The 17,767-nt window shown below is 72.9% G+C and carries 16 protein-coding genes; 9 read left to right on the top strand and 7 right to left on the bottom strand.

Going from position 1 to position 17,767, the window contains the following annotated elements:
- Positions 1 to 5 precede the first annotated feature (5 nt).
- The 3 genes from AB0O67_RS10725 to AB0O67_RS10715 all read right to left on the bottom strand — a co-directional run bounded on the left by AB0O67_RS10725 (position 6) and on the right by AB0O67_RS10715 (position 3,002).
- Positions 6 to 953, bottom strand: coding sequence for an RluA family pseudouridine synthase (locus tag AB0O67_RS10725; RefSeq protein WP_365448374.1), 948 nt, complete (start codon positions 951 to 953; stop codon positions 6 to 8).
- Positions 954 to 1,062: 109 nt separating this feature from the next.
- Positions 1,063 to 1,914 carry a siderophore-interacting protein gene (locus tag AB0O67_RS10720; protein ID WP_365448372.1) on the bottom strand — a complete coding sequence of 284 codons (852 nt, stop codon included), beginning with the start codon at positions 1,912 to 1,914 and terminating at the stop codon, positions 1,063 to 1,065.
- Positions 1,915 to 2,039: 125 nt separating this feature from the next.
- The gene (locus AB0O67_RS10715; RefSeq protein ID WP_365448370.1) at positions 2,040 to 3,002 is read right to left on the bottom strand and encodes a 5'-3' exonuclease; all 963 of its coding nucleotides are present in this window, start codon (positions 3,000 to 3,002) and stop codon (positions 2,040 to 2,042) included.
- A 167-nt stretch (positions 3,003 to 3,169) separates the two neighbouring features.
- Here AB0O67_RS10715 and AB0O67_RS10710 point away from each other — a divergent pair, with 167 nt between their 5' ends.
- The 4 genes from AB0O67_RS10710 (at position 3,170) to AB0O67_RS10695 (ending at position 7,936) form a co-directional block, all read left to right on the top strand.
- Positions 3,170 to 4,252 carry a glycine betaine/L-proline ABC transporter ATP-binding protein gene (locus tag AB0O67_RS10710; RefSeq protein ID WP_365448368.1) on the top strand — a complete coding sequence of 361 codons (1,083 nt, stop codon included), beginning with the start codon at positions 3,170 to 3,172 and terminating at the stop codon, positions 4,250 to 4,252.
- A complete protein-coding gene (locus AB0O67_RS10705; protein ID WP_365448366.1) occupies positions 4,245 to 6,065 on the top strand; it encodes an ABC transporter permease/substrate binding protein in 1,821 nt (606 codons plus the stop codon). Before AB0O67_RS10710 ends, AB0O67_RS10705 begins: the two co-directional genes overlap by 8 nt.
- A 582-nt stretch (positions 6,066 to 6,647) precedes the next feature.
- Complete coding sequence (locus AB0O67_RS10700) at positions 6,648 to 7,214, top strand: XRE family transcriptional regulator (RefSeq protein WP_365448364.1); 567 nt, start codon at positions 6,648 to 6,650, stop codon at positions 7,212 to 7,214.
- A gap of 2 nt (positions 7,215 to 7,216) precedes the next feature.
- Complete coding sequence (locus tag AB0O67_RS10695) at positions 7,217 to 7,936, top strand: helical backbone metal receptor (protein WP_365448362.1); 720 nt, start codon at positions 7,217 to 7,219, stop codon at positions 7,934 to 7,936.
- Here AB0O67_RS10695 and AB0O67_RS10690 read toward each other — a convergent pair.
- Positions 7,848 to 8,987 carry a TDT family transporter gene (locus AB0O67_RS10690; protein ID WP_365448429.1) on the bottom strand — a complete coding sequence of 380 codons (1,140 nt, stop codon included), beginning with the start codon at positions 8,985 to 8,987 and terminating at the stop codon, positions 7,848 to 7,850. The two genes, AB0O67_RS10695 and AB0O67_RS10690, sit on opposite strands and share 89 nt — an antisense overlap.
- A gap of 70 nt (positions 8,988 to 9,057) precedes the next feature.
- On the opposite strand from AB0O67_RS10690, the gene AB0O67_RS10685 reads away from it, so the two are divergent.
- Positions 9,058 to 10,011: a LysR family transcriptional regulator gene (locus tag AB0O67_RS10685; protein ID WP_365448360.1), complete on the top strand. Its 954-nt coding sequence runs from the start codon at positions 9,058 to 9,060 to the stop codon at positions 10,009 to 10,011.
- 70 nt (positions 10,012 to 10,081) lie between these two features.
- On the opposite strand, the gene AB0O67_RS10680 is transcribed toward AB0O67_RS10685, so the two are convergent.
- From AB0O67_RS10680 to AB0O67_RS10670, 3 genes are all read right to left on the bottom strand, one after another.
- Positions 10,082 to 10,765, bottom strand: coding sequence for a gamma-glutamyl-gamma-aminobutyrate hydrolase family protein (locus tag AB0O67_RS10680; protein WP_365448358.1), 684 nt, complete (start codon positions 10,763 to 10,765; stop codon positions 10,082 to 10,084).
- A 67-nt stretch (positions 10,766 to 10,832) separates the two neighbouring features.
- Positions 10,833 to 12,278 carry an ethanolamine permease gene (gene eat, locus AB0O67_RS10675; protein WP_365448357.1) on the bottom strand — a complete coding sequence of 482 codons (1,446 nt, stop codon included), beginning with the start codon at positions 12,276 to 12,278 and terminating at the stop codon, positions 10,833 to 10,835.
- Positions 12,279 to 12,437: 159 nt separating this feature from the next.
- Positions 12,438 to 13,181, bottom strand: a complete 744-nt coding sequence (locus tag AB0O67_RS10670) for an FCD domain-containing protein (RefSeq protein WP_365448355.1) — start codon at positions 13,179 to 13,181, stop codon at positions 12,438 to 12,440.
- 118 nt (positions 13,182 to 13,299) lie between these two features.
- On the opposite strand from AB0O67_RS10670, the gene AB0O67_RS10665 reads away from it, so the two are divergent.
- Genes AB0O67_RS10665 through AB0O67_RS10650 form a run of 4 tightly spaced genes read left to right on the top strand, consistent with a single transcriptional unit; the run spans position 13,300 to position 17,767 of the window.
- Positions 13,300 to 14,658, top strand: coding sequence for a glutamine synthetase family protein (locus AB0O67_RS10665; RefSeq protein ID WP_365448354.1), 1,359 nt, complete (start codon positions 13,300 to 13,302; stop codon positions 14,656 to 14,658).
- A gap of 8 nt (positions 14,659 to 14,666) precedes the next feature.
- The gene (locus AB0O67_RS10660) at positions 14,667 to 16,052 is read left to right on the top strand and encodes an aldehyde dehydrogenase family protein (RefSeq protein WP_365448353.1); all 1,386 of its coding nucleotides are present in this window, start codon (positions 14,667 to 14,669) and stop codon (positions 16,050 to 16,052) included.
- Positions 16,049 to 16,840: a 3-oxoacyl-ACP reductase gene (locus AB0O67_RS10655; RefSeq protein ID WP_365448352.1), complete on the top strand. Its 792-nt coding sequence runs from the start codon at positions 16,049 to 16,051 to the stop codon at positions 16,838 to 16,840. Before AB0O67_RS10660 ends, AB0O67_RS10655 begins: the two co-directional genes overlap by 4 nt.
- A 27-nt stretch (positions 16,841 to 16,867) precedes the next feature.
- Positions 16,868 to 17,767 (top strand): DUF2510 domain-containing protein, encoded by a 900-nt coding sequence (locus AB0O67_RS10650; protein ID WP_365448427.1) that lies wholly within the window; start codon positions 16,868 to 16,870, stop codon positions 17,765 to 17,767.

Here is a 17,767-nt window from a genome sequence, read left to right as displayed (position 1 = left end):
TCCTGCTACCGACCGGCCCACTCCGGGTCTCCGGACCAGGCCGTCAGCGTCCGCCGACTGCGCACGGCGTGCGGCAGCCCCGTGACCGGGTCGGTGAACTCCAGTTCCCGCGCAAGCAGTTGCAGCGGGCGCCGGAAGTCACCGGCCGGCACGGGGTCGGTCACCACCGGATACAGCGGATCGCCGAGGATCGGCACGCCCAGGGCGTTCATGTGCACCCGCAGCTGGTGCGTCTGCCCGGTGCCGGGGACCAGCCGGTACCGGGCGAGATCCGCGCGGCGCTCGATCAGCTCGACGCGGCTCACCGCGTTCGGCTCGCCCTCGACCTCACGGGCCGTCAGCGTCCCGCGTTCCTTCACGATCCGGCTGCGCACGGTCCGGGGCAGCCCGAGCGCGGGATCGTACGGCGCCACCGCCTCGTACACCTTGCGCACCAGCCGGCGCTGGAACAGCGTCTGGTACGCGCCCCGTTCCTCGGGCCGCACCGTGAACAGCACCAGCCCGGCGGTGAGCCGGTCCAGCCGGTGCGCGGCGGTGAGCGTGGGGATGCCCAGCTCACGGCGGAGCCGGGCGAGCGCGGTCTCGGCGACGTGGCTGCCGCGCGGGGTGGTGGCGAGGAAGTGCGGCTTGTCGGCGACGACGATGTGCTCGTCGCGGTAGGCGACCTGCAGCGGGAACGGCACCCGCACCTCGGCGGGCAGCTCCCGGTGGAACCACACGAACATCCCCGGCTCGTAGGCCGCGTCCGGCGCCACCGCCGTGCCGTCCGCCCCGACGATCAGCCCCGCCTCGAACATCCCGTCGACGACCCCGGTGCCGGCGCCCGTGAGTCGCTCCACCAGATGCTCCCGGACGGTCGCCCACGCGCCCTCGAAGGGCAGCCGCACCCGCACCGGGTCCACCCCGTCACGCTGCGGCAACGGGGAGGGCGGTATGCGGGTCCTGCGTCTCATGGCTGTTCAGCGTAGGCGCTCGGGCGGGGGCGGGCGCCCGGGGCGGCGAGCCCCGCGAACGCCGGAACGGCGGCACCTCTTCCGGTGCCGCCGCCTCGTGAACGTATGCCTAGGCGGCCGAAACCGCTGCTCCGGTCTCCTGCTCCGCCTCGATCCGGGCGTTCCACTCCCGCTTCGACGCCTGCCAGCCGTCCTCGTTGTGGCCGAGACGCCAGTAGCCGGAGATGGAGAGGTCCTCGCGCGGTACCTGGCGCTCCAGGCGCAGCAGTGCGCGCAGTTCCTTCACGAAGGCCGCCTCGCCGTGCACGAACGCTTGCATCCGGCCCTCGGGGCAGTCCAGCGTCCGCACCGCGTCGACCAGCAGCTCGCCGACGGGGCGGTCGCCGCGGTGCAGCCAGACGACCTCCACGTCGGAGTCGATCTTCTGCTCCTCCTCGGGCCCGGAGATCTCCACGAAGGCCCGTACGTCGGCGCCGTCGGGGAGCGACTCGAGGGCGGCTGCGATCGCGGGCAGCGCGCTCTCGTCACCGGCGAGCAGATGCCAGTCGGCGCTCGGGGCGGGTGCGTAGGCGCCGCCGGGGCCGAGGAAGCGCACGGTCTCGCCCGGCTGGGCGCGCATCGCCCACGGGCCGGCCAGCCCCTCGTCGCCGTGGAGCACGAAGTCCAGGGTCAGTTCGCGCAGTCGGGGGTCCCAGCACCGCACGGTGTACGTCCGGGTGACCGGCCACTGGTCGCGGGGGAACTCCTCGCGGATGCGCTGCAGGTCGAAGGGCTCCGGATAGGAGGCGCCCCCGGTCGGGAACAGCAGCTTCACATAGTGATCGGTGCACGTACCCGCCTCGAACTCGGCGAGACCGTCGCCGCCGAGAACCACTCGCTGCATATGAGGGGTCAGCCGCTCGGTGCGGACGACCTGCGCGGAGTGGGCCTTGCGCGGCTGGCGGGCCGGACGATCTGCCATGACGGCCTCCCTGATCCGATAACTTAGGCTAACCTAAGCTAGCATCCCCGGCCCCGCAGACGCCTCTCCGCTGTTCAAGTGCGTCGCCCAGGTGTTCAAGTGTATGAGCCGACTCGTCCGGATCATCATGATTCGAGCGTGGTGCGGAGGCGTTGGAGCGCGCCGCCCAGCCCCCAGCGCCCCGACAACGCCTCCAGCGCCGCCGGATCGCGTGGTGCACGTGGCACGGTCGTGTCGACGTCCGGCAGCGGCACGTCGGACGCCACGCGGACGACCGTCGGCGCCACCGCGAGGTAGGGCCGCGACTCGTCCAGCCGCTTGCGCTGGGTGGGCGTCAGCTTCGCCCTCGGGTCGTCGACCGCGGCCAGGATCCCGGCCAGGTCGCCGAACTCGGCGAGCAGCTTGGCGGCCGTCTTCTCGCCGATGCCCGGAACGCCCGGCAGGCCGTCACTGGGGTCGCCGCGCAGCAGCGCGAGGTCCGCGTACCCGCCGCCGGCGACGCCGTACTTCTCGCGCAGCCACGCCTCGTCCGTGAGCTGGAGGGTGCCCACGCCCTTCAGCGGGTACAGCACGCGCACGCCCCGGGCGTCGTCCACCAGCTGGTAGAGGTCGCGGTCGCCGGTCACGATGTCCACCGGGCCGGGGGCCCGCGCGGTGAACGTGCCGATGACGTCGTCCGCCTCGTACCCCTCGACCCCCACACGCGCGATGCCGAGCGCGTCCAGGACCGCCTCGATGACCGGCACCTGCGGTGACAGCGTGTCCGGCACCTCCTCCACGTCCGGCCCGACCTCGTGCTCCTCGGCGACCCGGTGCGCCTTGTACGAGGGGATAAGGTCGACCCGCCACTGCGGGCGCCAGTCGGCGTCCATGCACGCCACCAGGTGCGTGGGGTGGTGGTCCCTGACCAGCCGCTCGATGAAGTCGAGCAGCCCGCGCACGGCGTTCACCGGGGTGCCGTCCGGCGCCTTCACGGAGTCCGGGACGCCGAAGTAGGCGCGGAAGTAGAGCGAGGCGGTGTCGAGGAGCATCAGTCGTCCGGTCACGTCCCGCATCATGCCGTACCCCACCGACAGGCAGCTGGTCATCGCCGCGGCATGGCAGCCGTGAACGGCGTGTGAACCGGATCACCATCGCGTTTGCCTTGGGCACCTCTGGGCAGGCGCCGCCTCGGAGCGAGTCCGGTTGCATTTTCAACCGTTTGCGGGCCCAGGCCCTTCGTCTCCGATCCTTGCCGTCGAGACGAGAGGTACGCGTGACAGCCAGGCTTGAGGCCCAGCATCTCTACAAGGTGTTCGGCAGACGACCGGACGAGGCAGTGGACCGGCTCCGCGAGGGAGCCGACCGGGAGGAGTTGCGGGCCGACGGCACCACCGCCGCCGTGATCGACGCGTCCTTCAGCGTGGAACCGGGCGAGATCTTCGTCGTGATGGGCCTCTCCGGGTCCGGCAAGTCCACACTGCTGCGCATGCTCAACGGGCTGCTGGAGCCCACGGCCGGAACGGTCGGATTCGACGGCCAGGACCTGACCGCGCTCACCGACCGCGATCTGCGCGAGGTCCGGGCGAAGAAGATCAGCATGGTCTTCCAGCACTTCGCGCTGTTCCCGCACCGCAGCGTGCTGGAGAACGCCGCCTACGGCCTGGCCGTGCAGGGCGTGCCCCGCGCCGAGCGCGAGCGCCGCGCCGGCGAGGCGCTGGCCCTGTGCGGACTGGACGGCTGGGCGAAGTCCTGGCCCGACGAGCTGTCCGGCGGCATGCAGCAGCGCGTGGGCCTCGCCCGCGCGCTCGCCACCGACGCCGACGTGCTGCTGATGGACGAGTCCTTCAGCGCGCTGGACCCGCTGATCCGTCGCGACATGCAGGACCAGCTGCTGGAGCTGCAGCGCACGCTGAGGAAGACCATCGTCTTCATCACCCACGACCTGAACGAGGCCATGCGCCTCGGTGACCGGATCGCCGTCATGCGCGACGGCCGGATCGTGCAGACCGGCACCGCCGAGGACATCCTGCTGCGCCCCGCGAACGACTACGTCGCCTCCTTCATCAAGGACGTCGACCGCTCCCGGGTGCTGACCGCGGGGGCCGTCATGGACGCCGGGGTCCGCGGCGACGAGGCCGACTGCGGCTGCGAGACCGCGACGCCCGACACCCCGTTCACCGAGCTGTGCGCGATCAGCGCCCGGGTGACGCACCCGGTCGCCGTGCTCGGCCCGCGGCGCGAGCTCGTCGGCGTGGTGCCGAAGCAGCGCCTCGTCGGCTTCCTGGGCGACGAGCGGAGCGCGGCCCCCGCGGCCTGCGACCAGCCGCGTACGCAGGCGGTGACCGCCGATGCCTAGGCTGCGTCTCGGCGACTGGGTCGACTCCGGTGTCGACTGGCTCGTCAACCACCTCTCCTGGCTCTTCGACGCGGTCAAGGCCGTCGTCGAGGGCATGTACGACGTCATCAGCGACGTCCTGACCGCCCCGGAGCCGCTGCTCCTGGCCGGCATCCTCGCGGTGCTCGCCTGGTGGTTGCGCGGGCTGCTGGGCGGCGCCCTGGCCTTCGCCGGCTTCGCCCTCATCGACTCGCTGGACCTGTGGGAACAGGCCATGTCGACGCTGTCCCTGGTGATCGTGGCAACCGTGATCGCCCTGGTGATCTCCATACCCCTGGGCATCTGGTCCGCCCGCTCCAAGACCGTGAGCGGGTTCGTACGGCCGGTCCTGGACCTGCTCCAGACGATGCCGTCGATGGTGCTGCTGATCCCGGCGATCCTGTTCTTCGGCATGGGCGTGCCGGCCGGTGTCGTGGCCACCCTGATCTTCGCGCTCGCGCCCGGTGTCCGGATGACCGAGCTGGGCATCCGCCAGGTCGACGCCGAACTCGTGGAGGCCGCCGAGGCGTTCGGCACCACGCCCCGCGACACCCTGCTGCGGGTGCAGCTGCCGCTCGCCCTGCCGACCATCATGGCGGGCATCAACCAGGTCATCATGCTCGGTCTTTCGATGGTCGTCATCGCCGGCATGGTCGGCACCGGCGGCCTCGGCGGCGCCGTCAACGAGGCGATCGGCCAGCTCGACATCGGCCTCGGCTTCGAGGCGGGTCTCGGCATCGTCGTCCTCGCCATCTACCTGGACCGGATCACCGGCGCGCTCGGCGAGCAGATCTCACCGCTCGGCCGCCGTGCCGCCGCCCGGGCCCGTGCCGCAGGCGACCGCCGGGTGTGGGACCACCGCCCCCGCCCGGTCGTCGCGGTCGTCGGCGTGGTCGTCCTCGCCCTGGTCGCCGGCGGCATGGGCGTCTTCGGCACCTCCGCCGGCACCGCCCAGGCCTCCGCCACGAACGTCGGCAAGGGCAAGGAGATCAAGCTCGGCTACATCCCCTGGGACGAGGGCATCGCCTCGACGTACCTGTGGAAGGAGATCCTGGAGCGGCGCGGCTTCGAGGTCTCCGCCACGCAGTACACGGCCGGCCCGCTCTACACCGGCCTCGCCACCGGCGAGGTCGACTTCGAGACCGACTCCTGGCTGCCCACCACGCACGCCGAGTACTGGAAGAAGTACGGCGAGCGGCTCGACGACCTCGGCTCGTGGTTCGGCCCCACCTCCCTGGAGCTGACCGTCCCGACCTACATGAAGGACGTGAACTCCCTGGAGGACCTGAAGGACCACGCCTCCGACGTCGACGGCAAGATCGTCGGCATCGAGCCCAGCGCCGGAATGATGGGCATGCTCAAGGACAAGGTGCTCAAGGAGTACGGGCTGGAGAACTCGTACGAGGTCGTCGACGGCTCCACCCCCGCGATGCTCGCCGAGCTCAAGCGGGCCTACGCCAAGAAGCAGCCGATCGTCGTCACGCTCTGGTCGCCGCACTGGGCGTACAGCGACTACGACCTGAAGAAGCTCAAGGACCCGAAGGGCGCCTGGGGCAAGGGCGACGGCGTGCACACCCTCTCCCGCGAGGGCTTCTCCGACGACAACCCCGAGGTCGGGCAGTGGCTGCGGGACTTCTCCATGACGGAGCAGCAGCTCACCGGCCTGGAGGCGCAGATCCAGAAGTCCGGCCAGGGCCAGGAGCAGGAAGCCGTGCGCACCTGGCTGAAGCAGAACCCCGGGCTGGTCGACAAGTGGGCCCCCGTGGACGAGGGCAGGAGCCAGGCGGCCGAATGACCTGACCGGCCGGCCGCCGGGGCGAGGGGTGGGCAGCGACGTACACGCACGCGCGGTGTGTGGACGCTCGCGCCCACCCCTCGTGTCATTGCGGGCACCGGGGGTGTGCCGTCCGCACGAAAAGGATCCGGACAACCACGCAGCGCTACGCCACCGCCAGAGCCCGGGCGTCAACTTCGCCGGACCCGACCCGACTTGCGCGGCGCCGGGTCCCCTTGTCGGTTCAGGCCCACGGCGGGAACATCGGTGACCGGTCGCGCATTGAACCGAACAGCGGGAGGCTCGTACTGATCGCCGGTCAGGGTCGCGGGCGTGACGACGCGGTCCTGGGGCGCGAGGCGGGGTCCGGCCCGCTGGTCAGGGCGTTCGCCGTGAAGGAGGAGGCCGTGGCGGGCAACGCCGCGAGGCACGGTCCGGTGGCGCGAACTGTGAGGTCCCGGGCCACGCCGCGTGACGGCGATGTGACGGCCGCGTGAAACGGTTTGCCGAACATGCATAGGGTGCAGAGAACTCATCAGAAAGGAGTGCGCCCGGACAGCGGCGTACGACGACCGACCGACGAGCGAGGAGGGAGCCGGAGCGATGGGCGACCACAAAGAGCAGCCCCTTCGGGTGGGCGCGGCCGTGCGGCGGCGCCGTCGCGCCCTGGAGCTCACTCTCGCCGTCGTGGCCGAGCGCAGCGGCCTGTCGGTCCCCTTCCTGAGCCAGGTCGAGAACGACCGGGCACGGCCCAGCCAGAGCTCCCTGGAGAAGGTCGCCGACGCCCTGCGCACCACCGCCGTGGAGCTGCTCGCCGCCGCCGACCCGGCGTGCAGCGTCGACGTGGTGCGCGCCGACACCGCCGAGCAGGGCCTCTTCCCGCAGGTGCGCTCCCTGGTGCGCGGTCATCACCAGATGCACGCATCGGAGTTCACCGGCGACCACGAGGCGGGCCGTGAAATCCAGTACCGCAACGACCAGTTGATGTACGTCGCCGACGGAGCCGTCGAGATCGAGGCGGAGGGCCGCGCGTACCGCCTGGGCCGTGGCGACACCCTGTACCTGACCGGGGGAGTGCGGCACCGCTGGCGGGCGACCGTGCCGGACACGCGCGTGCTCGTCGTCGCCGTCGCCGAGCACGTCGAGGCCGTCCAGGACCGGCACCGCTAGTCGTGCGCGTCGTCTCCCTGGTGCCCTCCCTGACGGAGGCCGTGGCGGTGTCCGCCCCCGGCGTCCTGGTCGGCGCCACCGACTGGTGCACCCACCCGGCGGGCCTCGCCGTCACCCGTGTCGGTGGCACCAAGAACCCCCAGGTCGACGAGGTCCTCGCGCTCGCTCCCGACCTGGTGGTCGCCAACGAGGAGGAGAACCGCGCCCCCGACCTGGACGCCCTGCGCGCGGCCGGCGTCGACGTGCTGGTGACCGAGGTGCGCGACGTGCCGCAGGCCTTCGAGGAGCTGGCGCGGGTGCTGGACGCCTGCGGCGCCGGACCCCGCCCGGCGTGGCTGCGGGACGCGGAGGCGGCCTGGGCGCGGCTGACGGCCCCCGAGCCGCGGCTGACGGCCGTGGTGCCGATCTGGCGGCGGCCCTGGATGGTGCTGGGCCGCGCCACCTTCGCGGGTGACGTCCTGGCCCGCTTGGGCGTCGACCACCGGTACGCGGACCACGCGGACCGCTACCCGAGGGTTCCCCTCGACGCCCTGCGCGCCGCCGCTCCGGACGTGGTCGTCCTGCCGGACGAGCCGTACCGCTTCACCGCGGACGACGGCCCGGAGGCCTTCGAGGGGCTGCCCTGCGCGCTCGTCAGCGGACGGCACCTGACGTGGTACGGACCGTCACTGGCCGAGGCCCCACGGGTGCTGGGCGAGGCCCTGCGAGCAGCTCTCGGCTGATCAGCCCACGCGCCGTGCGCACGGCGACGACGGCCCAGGCGGCCACCAGGACGACGTACAGACCGGTCGCGAGCCAGTCGAAGGCGGCCAGGCCGGTGTGCCGCCCGAGGGCCTCGGCGCCGGTCACGCAGGTGCCGACCGGGAAGGTGAACGCCCACCACGTCATGGCGAAACCCATTCCACGCCGGCGGGCCCGCAGCACCAGCGCGGTCGCCACTACGGACCACAGCAGCGCGAAGCCCATCACGGGCACGCCGTACAGCACGACGAGGAAGCCGTCGCCGAAGGGCGCGGCGTCCGCGATGCTGCCCACGGCGGTCGTGGACTGCCCCAGCGGGCCGAGCACCAGGAACAGCGTCGGGGTGAGGGCGAGCGGCAGCGGCCCGGCGGTGCGCAGGCGGGCGAATATCACCGGCAGGGTGAGCAGGGTGGCGAGCAGACTCAGCCCGAACATCACCGCGCAGGCCGGCAGGAGCGCCGCCCGAGCCGGCCCGGGTGGCAGGTACGGCACGAGCAGCGGCCCGACGGCCGCGGACACCATGGGCGCCACCAGCGGCAGCAGCCACACGGGTGTGGCCTGCCGTCGATCTACCCGGTGGTGTACGGCCATCAGGTACGGCACCGTGACGGCGGCCGCCAGCCCGAGCACCGTCCCGGCCGTGAAGAGCACGGCGTCGAGCGCCACCGCCGCCCCGGTGCCGATCCAGTCCCGCCCCACGACGACCGTGGCGCCGCCGACGGCCAGCAGGGCCATCGCCAGGCAGCCGTAGAAGGGAGCCGTCGCAGGGTCCAGCAGGTGGGCGCGCGCCTGGTCGCGGTGGTGGGTCCAGTGCAGGGCGCGGGCGACGAGCAGGGCCGCCAGCAGGACCAGGGACAGAGCCCAGACGCCCGCGCAGGCGGTGCGCAGGCCCGGGAGCCGTACGGGGAGCGCGGCGCCGGCGGTGGCGACGACGGCGGTGCCCATGACGGAGGCGTACCAGTTCGGTCCGAGGTGACGGACGGCGAGGGCACGCCCGGTGGGGCGGCGCAGAGGGTGGGCGGCGTTGACCATGTGCTCACCGTCCCGCCGGTCAGGGACCGCCACCAGGGACCACGTCCCTATGGGGGCATAAGGTGGGGTTATGAGCAGCGCTGAGGGGCAGGGAAACGGACGGACGCCTCCGGGGGCGGGTTCGCTGGCGCACCGGGTGCCGGATCTCGGGGCACTGGAGCTGCTGCTGGCCGTGGCGCGGCTGGGGAGTCTGGGGGCGGCGGCCCGGGAGGTCGGCGTCTCACAGCCGGCGGCGAGCAGCCGGATCCGGTCCATGGAGCGGCAGTTGGGAGTGGCGCTGGTCGACCGCTCGCCGCGCGGTTCCCGGCTCACCGACGCCGGTGTGCTGGTGACGGACTGGGCGCGGCGGGTCGTGGAGGCGGCGGAGGCCTTCGACGTGGGGGCGCAGGCCCTGCGGGACCGGCGGGACTCGCGGCTGCGGGTCGCGGCCAGCATGACCATCGCCGAGTATCTGCTGCCGGGCTGGCTGCTGGCGCTGCGCGCCGGGCGTCCGGACACGGCGGTGTCGCTGCTCGCGGGCAACTCGGCGGCCGTCGCGGAACGGCTTCTGTCCGACGAGGCCGACCTGGGATTCGTGGAGGGCCTGACGGTCCCGGCGGGGCTGGACTCGGTGGTCGTCGCCCATGACCACCTGGTCGTCGTCACGGCACCCGGTCATCCCTGGGCCCGCCGGCGCCGCCCGCTGCCGGCGGACGAGCTGGCCGCGACACCGCTGGTCCTGCGGGAGAAGGGCTCGGGCACCCGCCAGGTCCTGGACGCGGCCCTCGGCGGCCTGGCCCGACCCCTGATCGAGCTGTCCTCCACCACGGCCGTGAAGGCGTCGGCGGTCGCTGGCGCGGGTCCCGCGGTGCTGAGCGAACTGGCGGTCGGCGAGGAACTGGCGACCCGGCGCCTGGTGAGCGTCCCCGTGGAGGGCGTGCGGCTGCGACGCGAGCTGCGGGCGGTGTGGCGCACGGGCCACCGACCGGCGGGCCCGGCGCGGGAGCTGCTCGGGCTCACTCGGAACGCGCCCAAGGGCAGATGAGCGCCCTGACCAGGAGCGCTGGACCGCGCGGCCCGGCGGCGGTGGAAGTGCCCCGTCCCTCAGGCGTCGGTCACGTCCCGGCCGCTTCCACCAGCCCCCGCATCACGCGTACGTCCTCGCCCATCTCCGGATGCCACTGCACTCCCAGCACCCAGTGGTCGCCGGGCAGCTCGACGGCTTCCGGCGTCCCGTCCGCCGCGTAGGCCGACGGCACCAGGCCCGTCCCGAGCCGGTCCACGGACTGGTGGTGGTACGTGGGCACGGTCATCTCCTCCGCCACCAGACCGGCGTACCGCGTGCCGGGGACCGGCTTGACGGGGTGCCCGCCGAAGACGCCGACCAGCTCCGCGTGCCCGTCGAGATGCTGGACGAGGGTGCCGCCCAGGGCGACGTTCAGCAACTGCATGCCCCGGCAGATGCCCAGCAGCGGCACCCGCGCCGTGAGCGCGGCGCCGATCAGGGCGAGTTCCCAGGCGTCGCGCTCCCGTGCCGGCGGCCCGGTGCGCGGGTCGCGCGCGGCGCCGTAGCGGTCCGGGTCGACGTCCGGGCCGCCCGCGATCACCAGGCCGTCCAGCCGGGCGACCGTCGCCGCCGCGCACTCCGGCGCGTCCGGCGGCAGCAACGCGGCCAGGCCGCCGGCCCGCTGCACCAGGCGGGGGTAGCCGGCCGGCAGCAGTGCCGCGTCCAGCTCCCACACGCCCCAGCGGGCCCCGGTCTCCAGATAGGTGCTGACGCCGATCAGCGGCCTGGCCACCTTGTGCTCCTTCACGGCGAGGACAGACGTACGAGCGACTTCGAAAAGGTCGCGGAACCGGTGGAGCTCAGTCCCGGACCAACTCTGCCTCGGCCGCGGCCAGTGCCGCGAATTCCTCCTCCGGCGCCTTCGCCACCAGTCGCTTGCGGCTGTACAGGCCGAAGTAGGCCACCGCCACGACGTACACGCCGAGCGCGATGAACGCCGCGGTCACGTCGACCAGGAACGTCGCCACCAGCGCCGCGCAGGCCAGGACCAGGGCCACGGAGGACGTCAGCACACCGCCCGGCGTACGGTACGGCCGCGGCAGACCAGGCTCCCGGCGGCGCAGCACGATGTGCGACAGGGACATCAGCGCGTAGCTGATCGTGGCGCCGAAGACCGCGACGTTCAGCAGCCGGGCGCCGTCGCCGGTGCCGGCGGCCAGGCCGAAGCCGATCGCCCCGGGCACCAGCAGCCCCAGGTACGGGGCCTTGCGGCTGCTGGTCAGGGACAGGAACCTCGGCAGGTAACCCGCGCGGGAGAGCGCGAACAGCTGGCGCGAGCCCGCGTAGATCAGCGAGAAGAACGAGGCCACCAGACCCGCCAGGCCGGCGTAGTTCACGATCCGGCTGAGCGCTGTCGCCTCGCCGTCCGGCTGGAGCGCCTCCACCAGCGGGTTGCCCGCGTCCTGGACCGCCGCCGAACCGCGCGCACCGGCCGCCGCGAAGAAGGTGACCACCGCGAGGACCACCAGGATGCCCATCGACCAGCGGATCGCCTTCGGCAGCGTACGGGCGGGGTCCCGGGTCTCCTCGGCGGCCAGCGGCACGCCCTCGACGCCCAGGAAGAACCACATGCCGAACGGGAACGCCGCCCAGATGCCGAGCAGCCCCATCGGCAGCCAGGAGCTCGCGCCGAGCGCCGCGGAGTCCACCGGGATGTCGTCGAGGCCGGAGAGGTCGAAGTTGGGCAGGGCCGCCACCGCGAACACGATCAGCGCCACCACCGCGATGCCCGTGACGACGAAGCTGAAGCGCAGGGCCTCGCCCACGCCCCACAGATGGATGCCGAGGAAGATCGCGAAGCAGACCAGGTACATCGGCCACCCGGACTCCAGGCCGAACAGGCCCAGCGACTCGACGTAGTCCCCGATGAAGATCACGATGGCGGCGGGCGCCAGGACGTACTCGATGAGGATCGCCGTACCGGTCAGGAAGCCGCCCCACGGGCCGAGGGCCCGGCGGGCGAAGCCGTAACCGCCGCCCGCCGTGGGGAGGATCGAGGAGAGCTCGGCCAGCGCGAAGACCATGCAGGTGTACATGGCGCCCATGAGCAGCATGGCGACGGCCAGGCCGCCGAAGCCGCCCTCGGCCAGGCCGAAGTTCCAGCCCGAGTAGTCGCCGGAGACGACGTAGGCGACGCCGAGGCCGGTCAGCAGCAGCCAGCCGGCGCTGCCGCGGCGCAGCGCCCTGCGTTCCAGGTAGTCGTCCGTCTCGGGGGCGGTGGGCGGTGTAGCGGGATCCACGGTCATGGGACGACTCCCCAGGGGGCGGCGGACACGAAGGACGGGTCGTAGGAGGCGCCGCGACCGGTCACCGGCCGCCGGCTCAATGGAGTGGATGCATACCTTTGTGTGGCCGGCCGGGGAAAGCAAGACCCCTGCGTCAATCCGTGGTGAACGCCGCCCGGTTCAGGTCAGGAAGCCGCGCAACAGCGCCGCCGTCCCCCCGCAGTGCTCCCGCATGATCTCCCGCGCCCCGTCGGCGTCCCCGTCGAGCACCGCCTCCACCACGGCGGCGTGCTGGCGCTGCGAGTGCTCCAGGTTGCGCACCAGCAGCGGGATGCAGTCCAGCAGGTCGTTGACCGTGGCCCGGACCGCCGCGTACTGCGCGGTCAGCGTCGGTGACCCGGACAGCTCGGCGAGCGTGAGGTGCAGCAGCGTGTCCAGCCGGCGGTAGTCGGCGAGCGGGGCCTCGTGCGTCGCCGTCAGCGCCTGACGCAGCCGCTCCGCCCGCCGGTCCGTGAGCCCGTGCGCCGCGCACAGCCCGGCCGCCCCCACCTCCAGCACCTCGCGGAAGCGCAGCACGTCCTCGATGTCGACCCCGGCCACCCGCCGCCGCAACTCGTCCTCGCCGCCGGCGTCCCCGCGCGGCAGCACGAACGTGCCGCCGTACCGCCCCCGCCGCGCCTCCACCAGCCCCTGGTCCTGGAGCACCTTCAGGACCTCGCGCAGCGTCACCCGGCTGATCCCGAGCCGCTCCGCCAGCTCCCGCTCCGCGGGCAGCCGCTCCCCGCCGGGCACCAGCCCCAGCCGGAGGACCTGCAGGATCTGCTCCAGCGCCTCCTCGAAGCCGTTGCCCGCCCGCACGGGTCGCAGCACCGGTGCCAGTCGGTCCCCGGTGCCGCCGTCGGAATTCACCGGATCCGGCGCCATCCTGCCGTGCCCCCTTCCCAAGCAATGGTTCTCCGCAATACCTTATGGCTCCCGGCCCGGCCGGCAGAAGCGCACAGCAGCCGGCAGACGACGGAAGAAGCCCCAAGGAGGCCCTCCCGTGGCAGACCGCACACCCCCGCTCGGCGTCGAGGAACTGCACGCCCTCGTCACGGGCGGCGAGATCGACACCGTCGTCCTGGCCTTCCCCGACATGCAGGGGCGCCTGCAGGGCAAGCGGTTCGCCGCGCGCTTCTTCCTCGACGAGGTGCTGGAGCACGGCACCGAGGGCTGCAACTACCTCCTCGCCGTCGACGTCGAGATGAACACCGTCGACGGCTACGAGATGTCCTCCTGGGACCGCGGCTACGGCGACTTCGCCCTGCACCCCGACCTGAGCACCCTGCGCCGTGTCCCGTGGAACGAGGCCACCGTCCTGCTGATGGCCGACCTGGCCTGGGCCGACGGCTCCCCGGTCGTGGCCGCGCCCCGGCAGATCCTGCGCCGCCAGCTGGACCGCCTCACGGAGCTCGGCCTGAGCGCGCAGGCCGGCACCGAGCTGGAGTTCATCGTCTTCCGGGACACCTACGAGCAGGCCTGGGACGCCGGCTACCGCGGGCTCACCCCGGCCAACCAGTACAACATCGACTACTCGGTCCTCGGCACCGGCCGCATCGAGCCCCTGCTGCGCCGCATCCGCAACGAGATGACCGGCGCCGGCATGACCGTCGAGTCCGCCAAGGGCGAGTGCAACCCCGGCCAGCACGAGATCGTCTTCCGCTACGACGAGGCCCTGGTCACCTGCGACCAGCACGCGATCTACAAGACCGGCGCCAAGGAGATCGCCGCCCAGGAGGGCATGTCGCTCACCTTCATGGCCAAGTACGACGAGCGCGAGGGCAACTCCTGCCACATCCATCTGTCGCTGGCCGACGACAAGGGCCGCAGCCTGATGCCCGGCGACGACGGGATGTCCGAGCTCATGCGGCACTTCCTGGCCGGACAGCTCGCCGCGCTGCGGGACTTCTCGCTGCTGTACGCGCCGCACATCAACTCGTACAAGCGGTTCCAGCCGGGGTCCTTCGCCCCGACCGCCGTCGCCTGGGGCCACGACAACCGCACCTGCGCGCTGCGGGTCGTCGGCCACGGACAGTCGCTGCGTTTCGAGAACCGGCTGCCCGGCGGTGACGTCAACCCCTACCTCGCGGTGGCGGGGATGGTCGCGGCGGGTCTGTACGGCGTCGAACAGAAGCTGGAGCTGCCCGAGGCGTGCCCCGGCAACGCGTACACCGCGGGTTTCGCGCAGGTGCCGACCACTCTGCGCGAGGCGGCCGAGCTGTGGGAGAACAGCCCGATCGCCCAGGCGGCCTTCGGTGACGAGGTGGTCGCCCACTACCGCAACATGGCGCGCGTCGAGCTGGAGGCCTTCGACGCCGCGGTGACCGACTGGGAGCTGCGCCGCTCCTTCGAACGTCTGTGAGGCATCAGGTGTCGCAACTGCTCGACGTACTCGACCCCGCGACGGAGGAGGTCGTCGCCTCCGTACCCGCCGCCACACCGCAGGACGTGGACGCGGCGGTCGTACGGGCCACGCGGGCCCAGGCCGGCTGGGCCGCGCTGGCCCCCGGTGAACGTGCCCGCCTGCTGCGCCGGTTCGCCGTCGTGGTGGACGAACACCTCGAAGACCTGGCCCAGTTGGAGGTCCGTGAGGCCGGTCATGTGATCGGCAACGCGCGCTGGGAGGCCGGCAACGTCCGCGACCTGCTCGACTACGCGGCCGGGGGCGTGGAGCGGCTGACCGGGCGCCAGATCCCGGTGCCGGGCGGCCTCGACGTCACGATCCTCGAACCGCTGGGCGTGGTCGGCGTCATCGCGCCCTGGAACTTCCCCATGCCGATCGCGGCCTGGGGCACCGCACCGGCCCTCGCGGCGGGCAACGCGGTGATCCTCAAGCCCGCCGAGACGACCCCGCTGACCGCCCTGCGCCTGGGCGAACTCGCCCTGGAGGCGGGCCTGCCCGAAGGCCTCTTCCAGGTGCTCCCCGGCCACGGCCCGGTCGCGGGCAACGCCCTCGTCGAGCACCCCGGCGTCGCGAAGATCGTGTTCACCGGCTCGACGGCCGTGGGCAAGCAGGTGCTGGCGAAGGGCTCGGCCCTCCTCAAGCGCGTCACCCTCGAACTCGGCGGCAAGAGCCCCAACATCGTCTTCGCCGACGCCGACCTGGAGGCCGCCGCGGCCGCCGCCCCCATGTCCTTCCTCGACAACTCCGGCCAGGACTGCTGCGCCCGCACCCGCATCCTGGTCCAGCGCACGGCGTACGACCGGTTCCTGGAACTGCTCGCGCCCGCCGTCGAGGCCGTCACCGTCGGTGACCCGGCCGACGCGACCACGGACATGGGCCCGCTGATCTCCCGGACCCAGCTGGACCGCGTCCGCTCCTACGTCGACCCGGCCGCGCCCGGCATCCGCGGCAAGGCTCCCGAAGGCCCCGGCTTCTGGTTCCCGCCCACCGTCCTGACCGGCGTCGGCCCCGACGCGCGCGTGGCCGTCGAGGAGGTCTTCGGCCCCGTCGCCGTCGTCCTGCCCTTCGACGACGAGGCCGACGCCGTCCGCCTCGCCAACGCCACCGACTACGGCCTCGCCGGCTCCGTCTGGACCCGGGACGTCGGCCGCGCCCTGCGCGTCTCGGGGGCCGTCCGGGCGGGCAACCTGTCCGTCAACTCGCACTCCAGCGTGCGCTACTGGACCCCCTTCGGCGGTTTCAAGCAGTCCGGCATCGGCCGTGAGCTGGGCCCGGACGCGCTCGCCGCCTTCACCGAGACCAAGAACGTCTTCATCAGCACGGAATCCCGCACGGAAGGCCCCGCACAGTGAGCGCATCGCCCGAGGAAAGCATCTGCCGCCGGCTGGTCGGCCGTACCGCCGTCGTCACCGGAGCCGGCAGCGGCATCGGTCTCGCCGCCACCCGACGGCTCGCCTCCGAGGGCGCGCACGTCGTCTGCGGCGACGTCGACGAGGTCCGCGGCAAGGCGGCCGCCGAGGAGGCCGGCGGCATCTACGTGAACGTCGACGTCACCGACCCCGAGCAGGTCGAGGCGCTGTTCCGGACGGCGTACGAGACGTACGGCAGCGTCGACATCGCCTTCAACAACGCCGGGATCTCGCCGCCCGACGACGACTCCATCCTGGAGACCGGCCTGGAGGCCTGGAAGCGCGTCCAGGAGGTCAACCTCACCTCCGTCTACCTGTGCTGCAAGGCGGCGATCCCCTACATGCGCCGCCAGGGCAAGGGGTCCATCATCAACACGGCGTCCTTCGTGGCCCGGATGGGCGCGGCCACCTCGCAGATCTCGTACACCGCGTCCAAGGGCGGCGTCCTCGCGATGTCCCGTGAACTCGGTGTGCAGTTCGCCCGCGAGGGCATCCGCGTCAACGCGCTCTGCCCCGGGCCCGTCAACACCCCGCTGCTCCAGGAGCTGTTCGCCAAGGATCCGGAGCGCGCCGCGCGCCGCCTGGTGCACATCCCGCTCGGCCGGTTCGCCGAGGCCGACGAGATCGCCGCCGCCGTCGCCTTCCTGGCGAGCGACGACTCCTCCTTCGTCAACGCCACCGACTTCCTGGTGGACGGCGGGATCTCGGGGGCGTACGTCACACCGCTGTAGCCGTCGGCCTACAGTGCCGGGGTGAGCATGTCACCTCCGCCCGGCTGGTACCCCGACCCGTCGGCCCCGCACGTCGAGCGCTGGTGGGACGGCACGGCCTGGACCCAGCACCGGCGCCCGCCCGAGCCCCCCGGCCCGCCGTCCCCGGCAGGTCGCGCCACCTCCCCGCGCGGCAGGGTCGTGGCCCTCACCGCCGCCGGGGCGCTCCTGGCCGCCGCCGTGGTCACCGGCGCCGTCGTCCTCGGCACGGGCGGCGACGGCGACGGCAAGGGCGGCGGCCCGCAGGCGGGGACCGCGCCGCCGGGCACCACGACCACGGCGCCGCCCACCACGTCCCACGAGTCCCCGGCGGACGACCCGAACGTCGTGGTCGACGAACTCAACGGCATCACCCTGCCGTTGCTCGACGGCTGGGTCCGCCCGGAGAACATCAGCCTGGACCACGTCATGATGACCACCGACGGGACGTACGACTGCCCGGGCGACGCCGGGCAGTGCCGGCACGGCCTGGTCTTCTCCCGCACGGCCACCGCCGGCGAGGGGACGTCCCCCGAGGCGCTGGCCAAGGCCGACATCGCGGACGCGGCCGACGAGGCGTACGACCGTGACATCGTCGGCCGGCGCCCCTTCGGCGGCATCGAGTCGCACCGGGTCGTCAAGTCGGGGCCGGTCGCGGTGGCGGGCCGCGCCGGGTACCTCGTGCGGTGGCGGGTCGTCACCGCCGAGGGTCCCGGCGGCTATGTGCAGTCGCTCGCGTTCCAGTCCAGCGTGGGCACGCAGGCCCCGATCGTCGTGCGCTACGTGTTCGACGCCGGTCCGGCCGGGCCGCCGCCCGCCGACATGGACCGGATCACCGACGGGATCCGGCCGGTCGGCGACGCGGACACCGGCGGCGGGGTCGGCGCCGGCATCAGCCCGGCCGGCTGA

It is taken from the genome of Streptomyces sp. NPDC086077 (genome assembly GCF_040686175.1).
Lineage (GTDB): Bacteria > Actinomycetota > Actinomycetes > Streptomycetales > Streptomycetaceae > Streptomyces.
The sequence above is the reverse complement of the archived record's forward strand: the minus strand, read 5'-3'. Positions and strand labels throughout refer to the sequence as shown.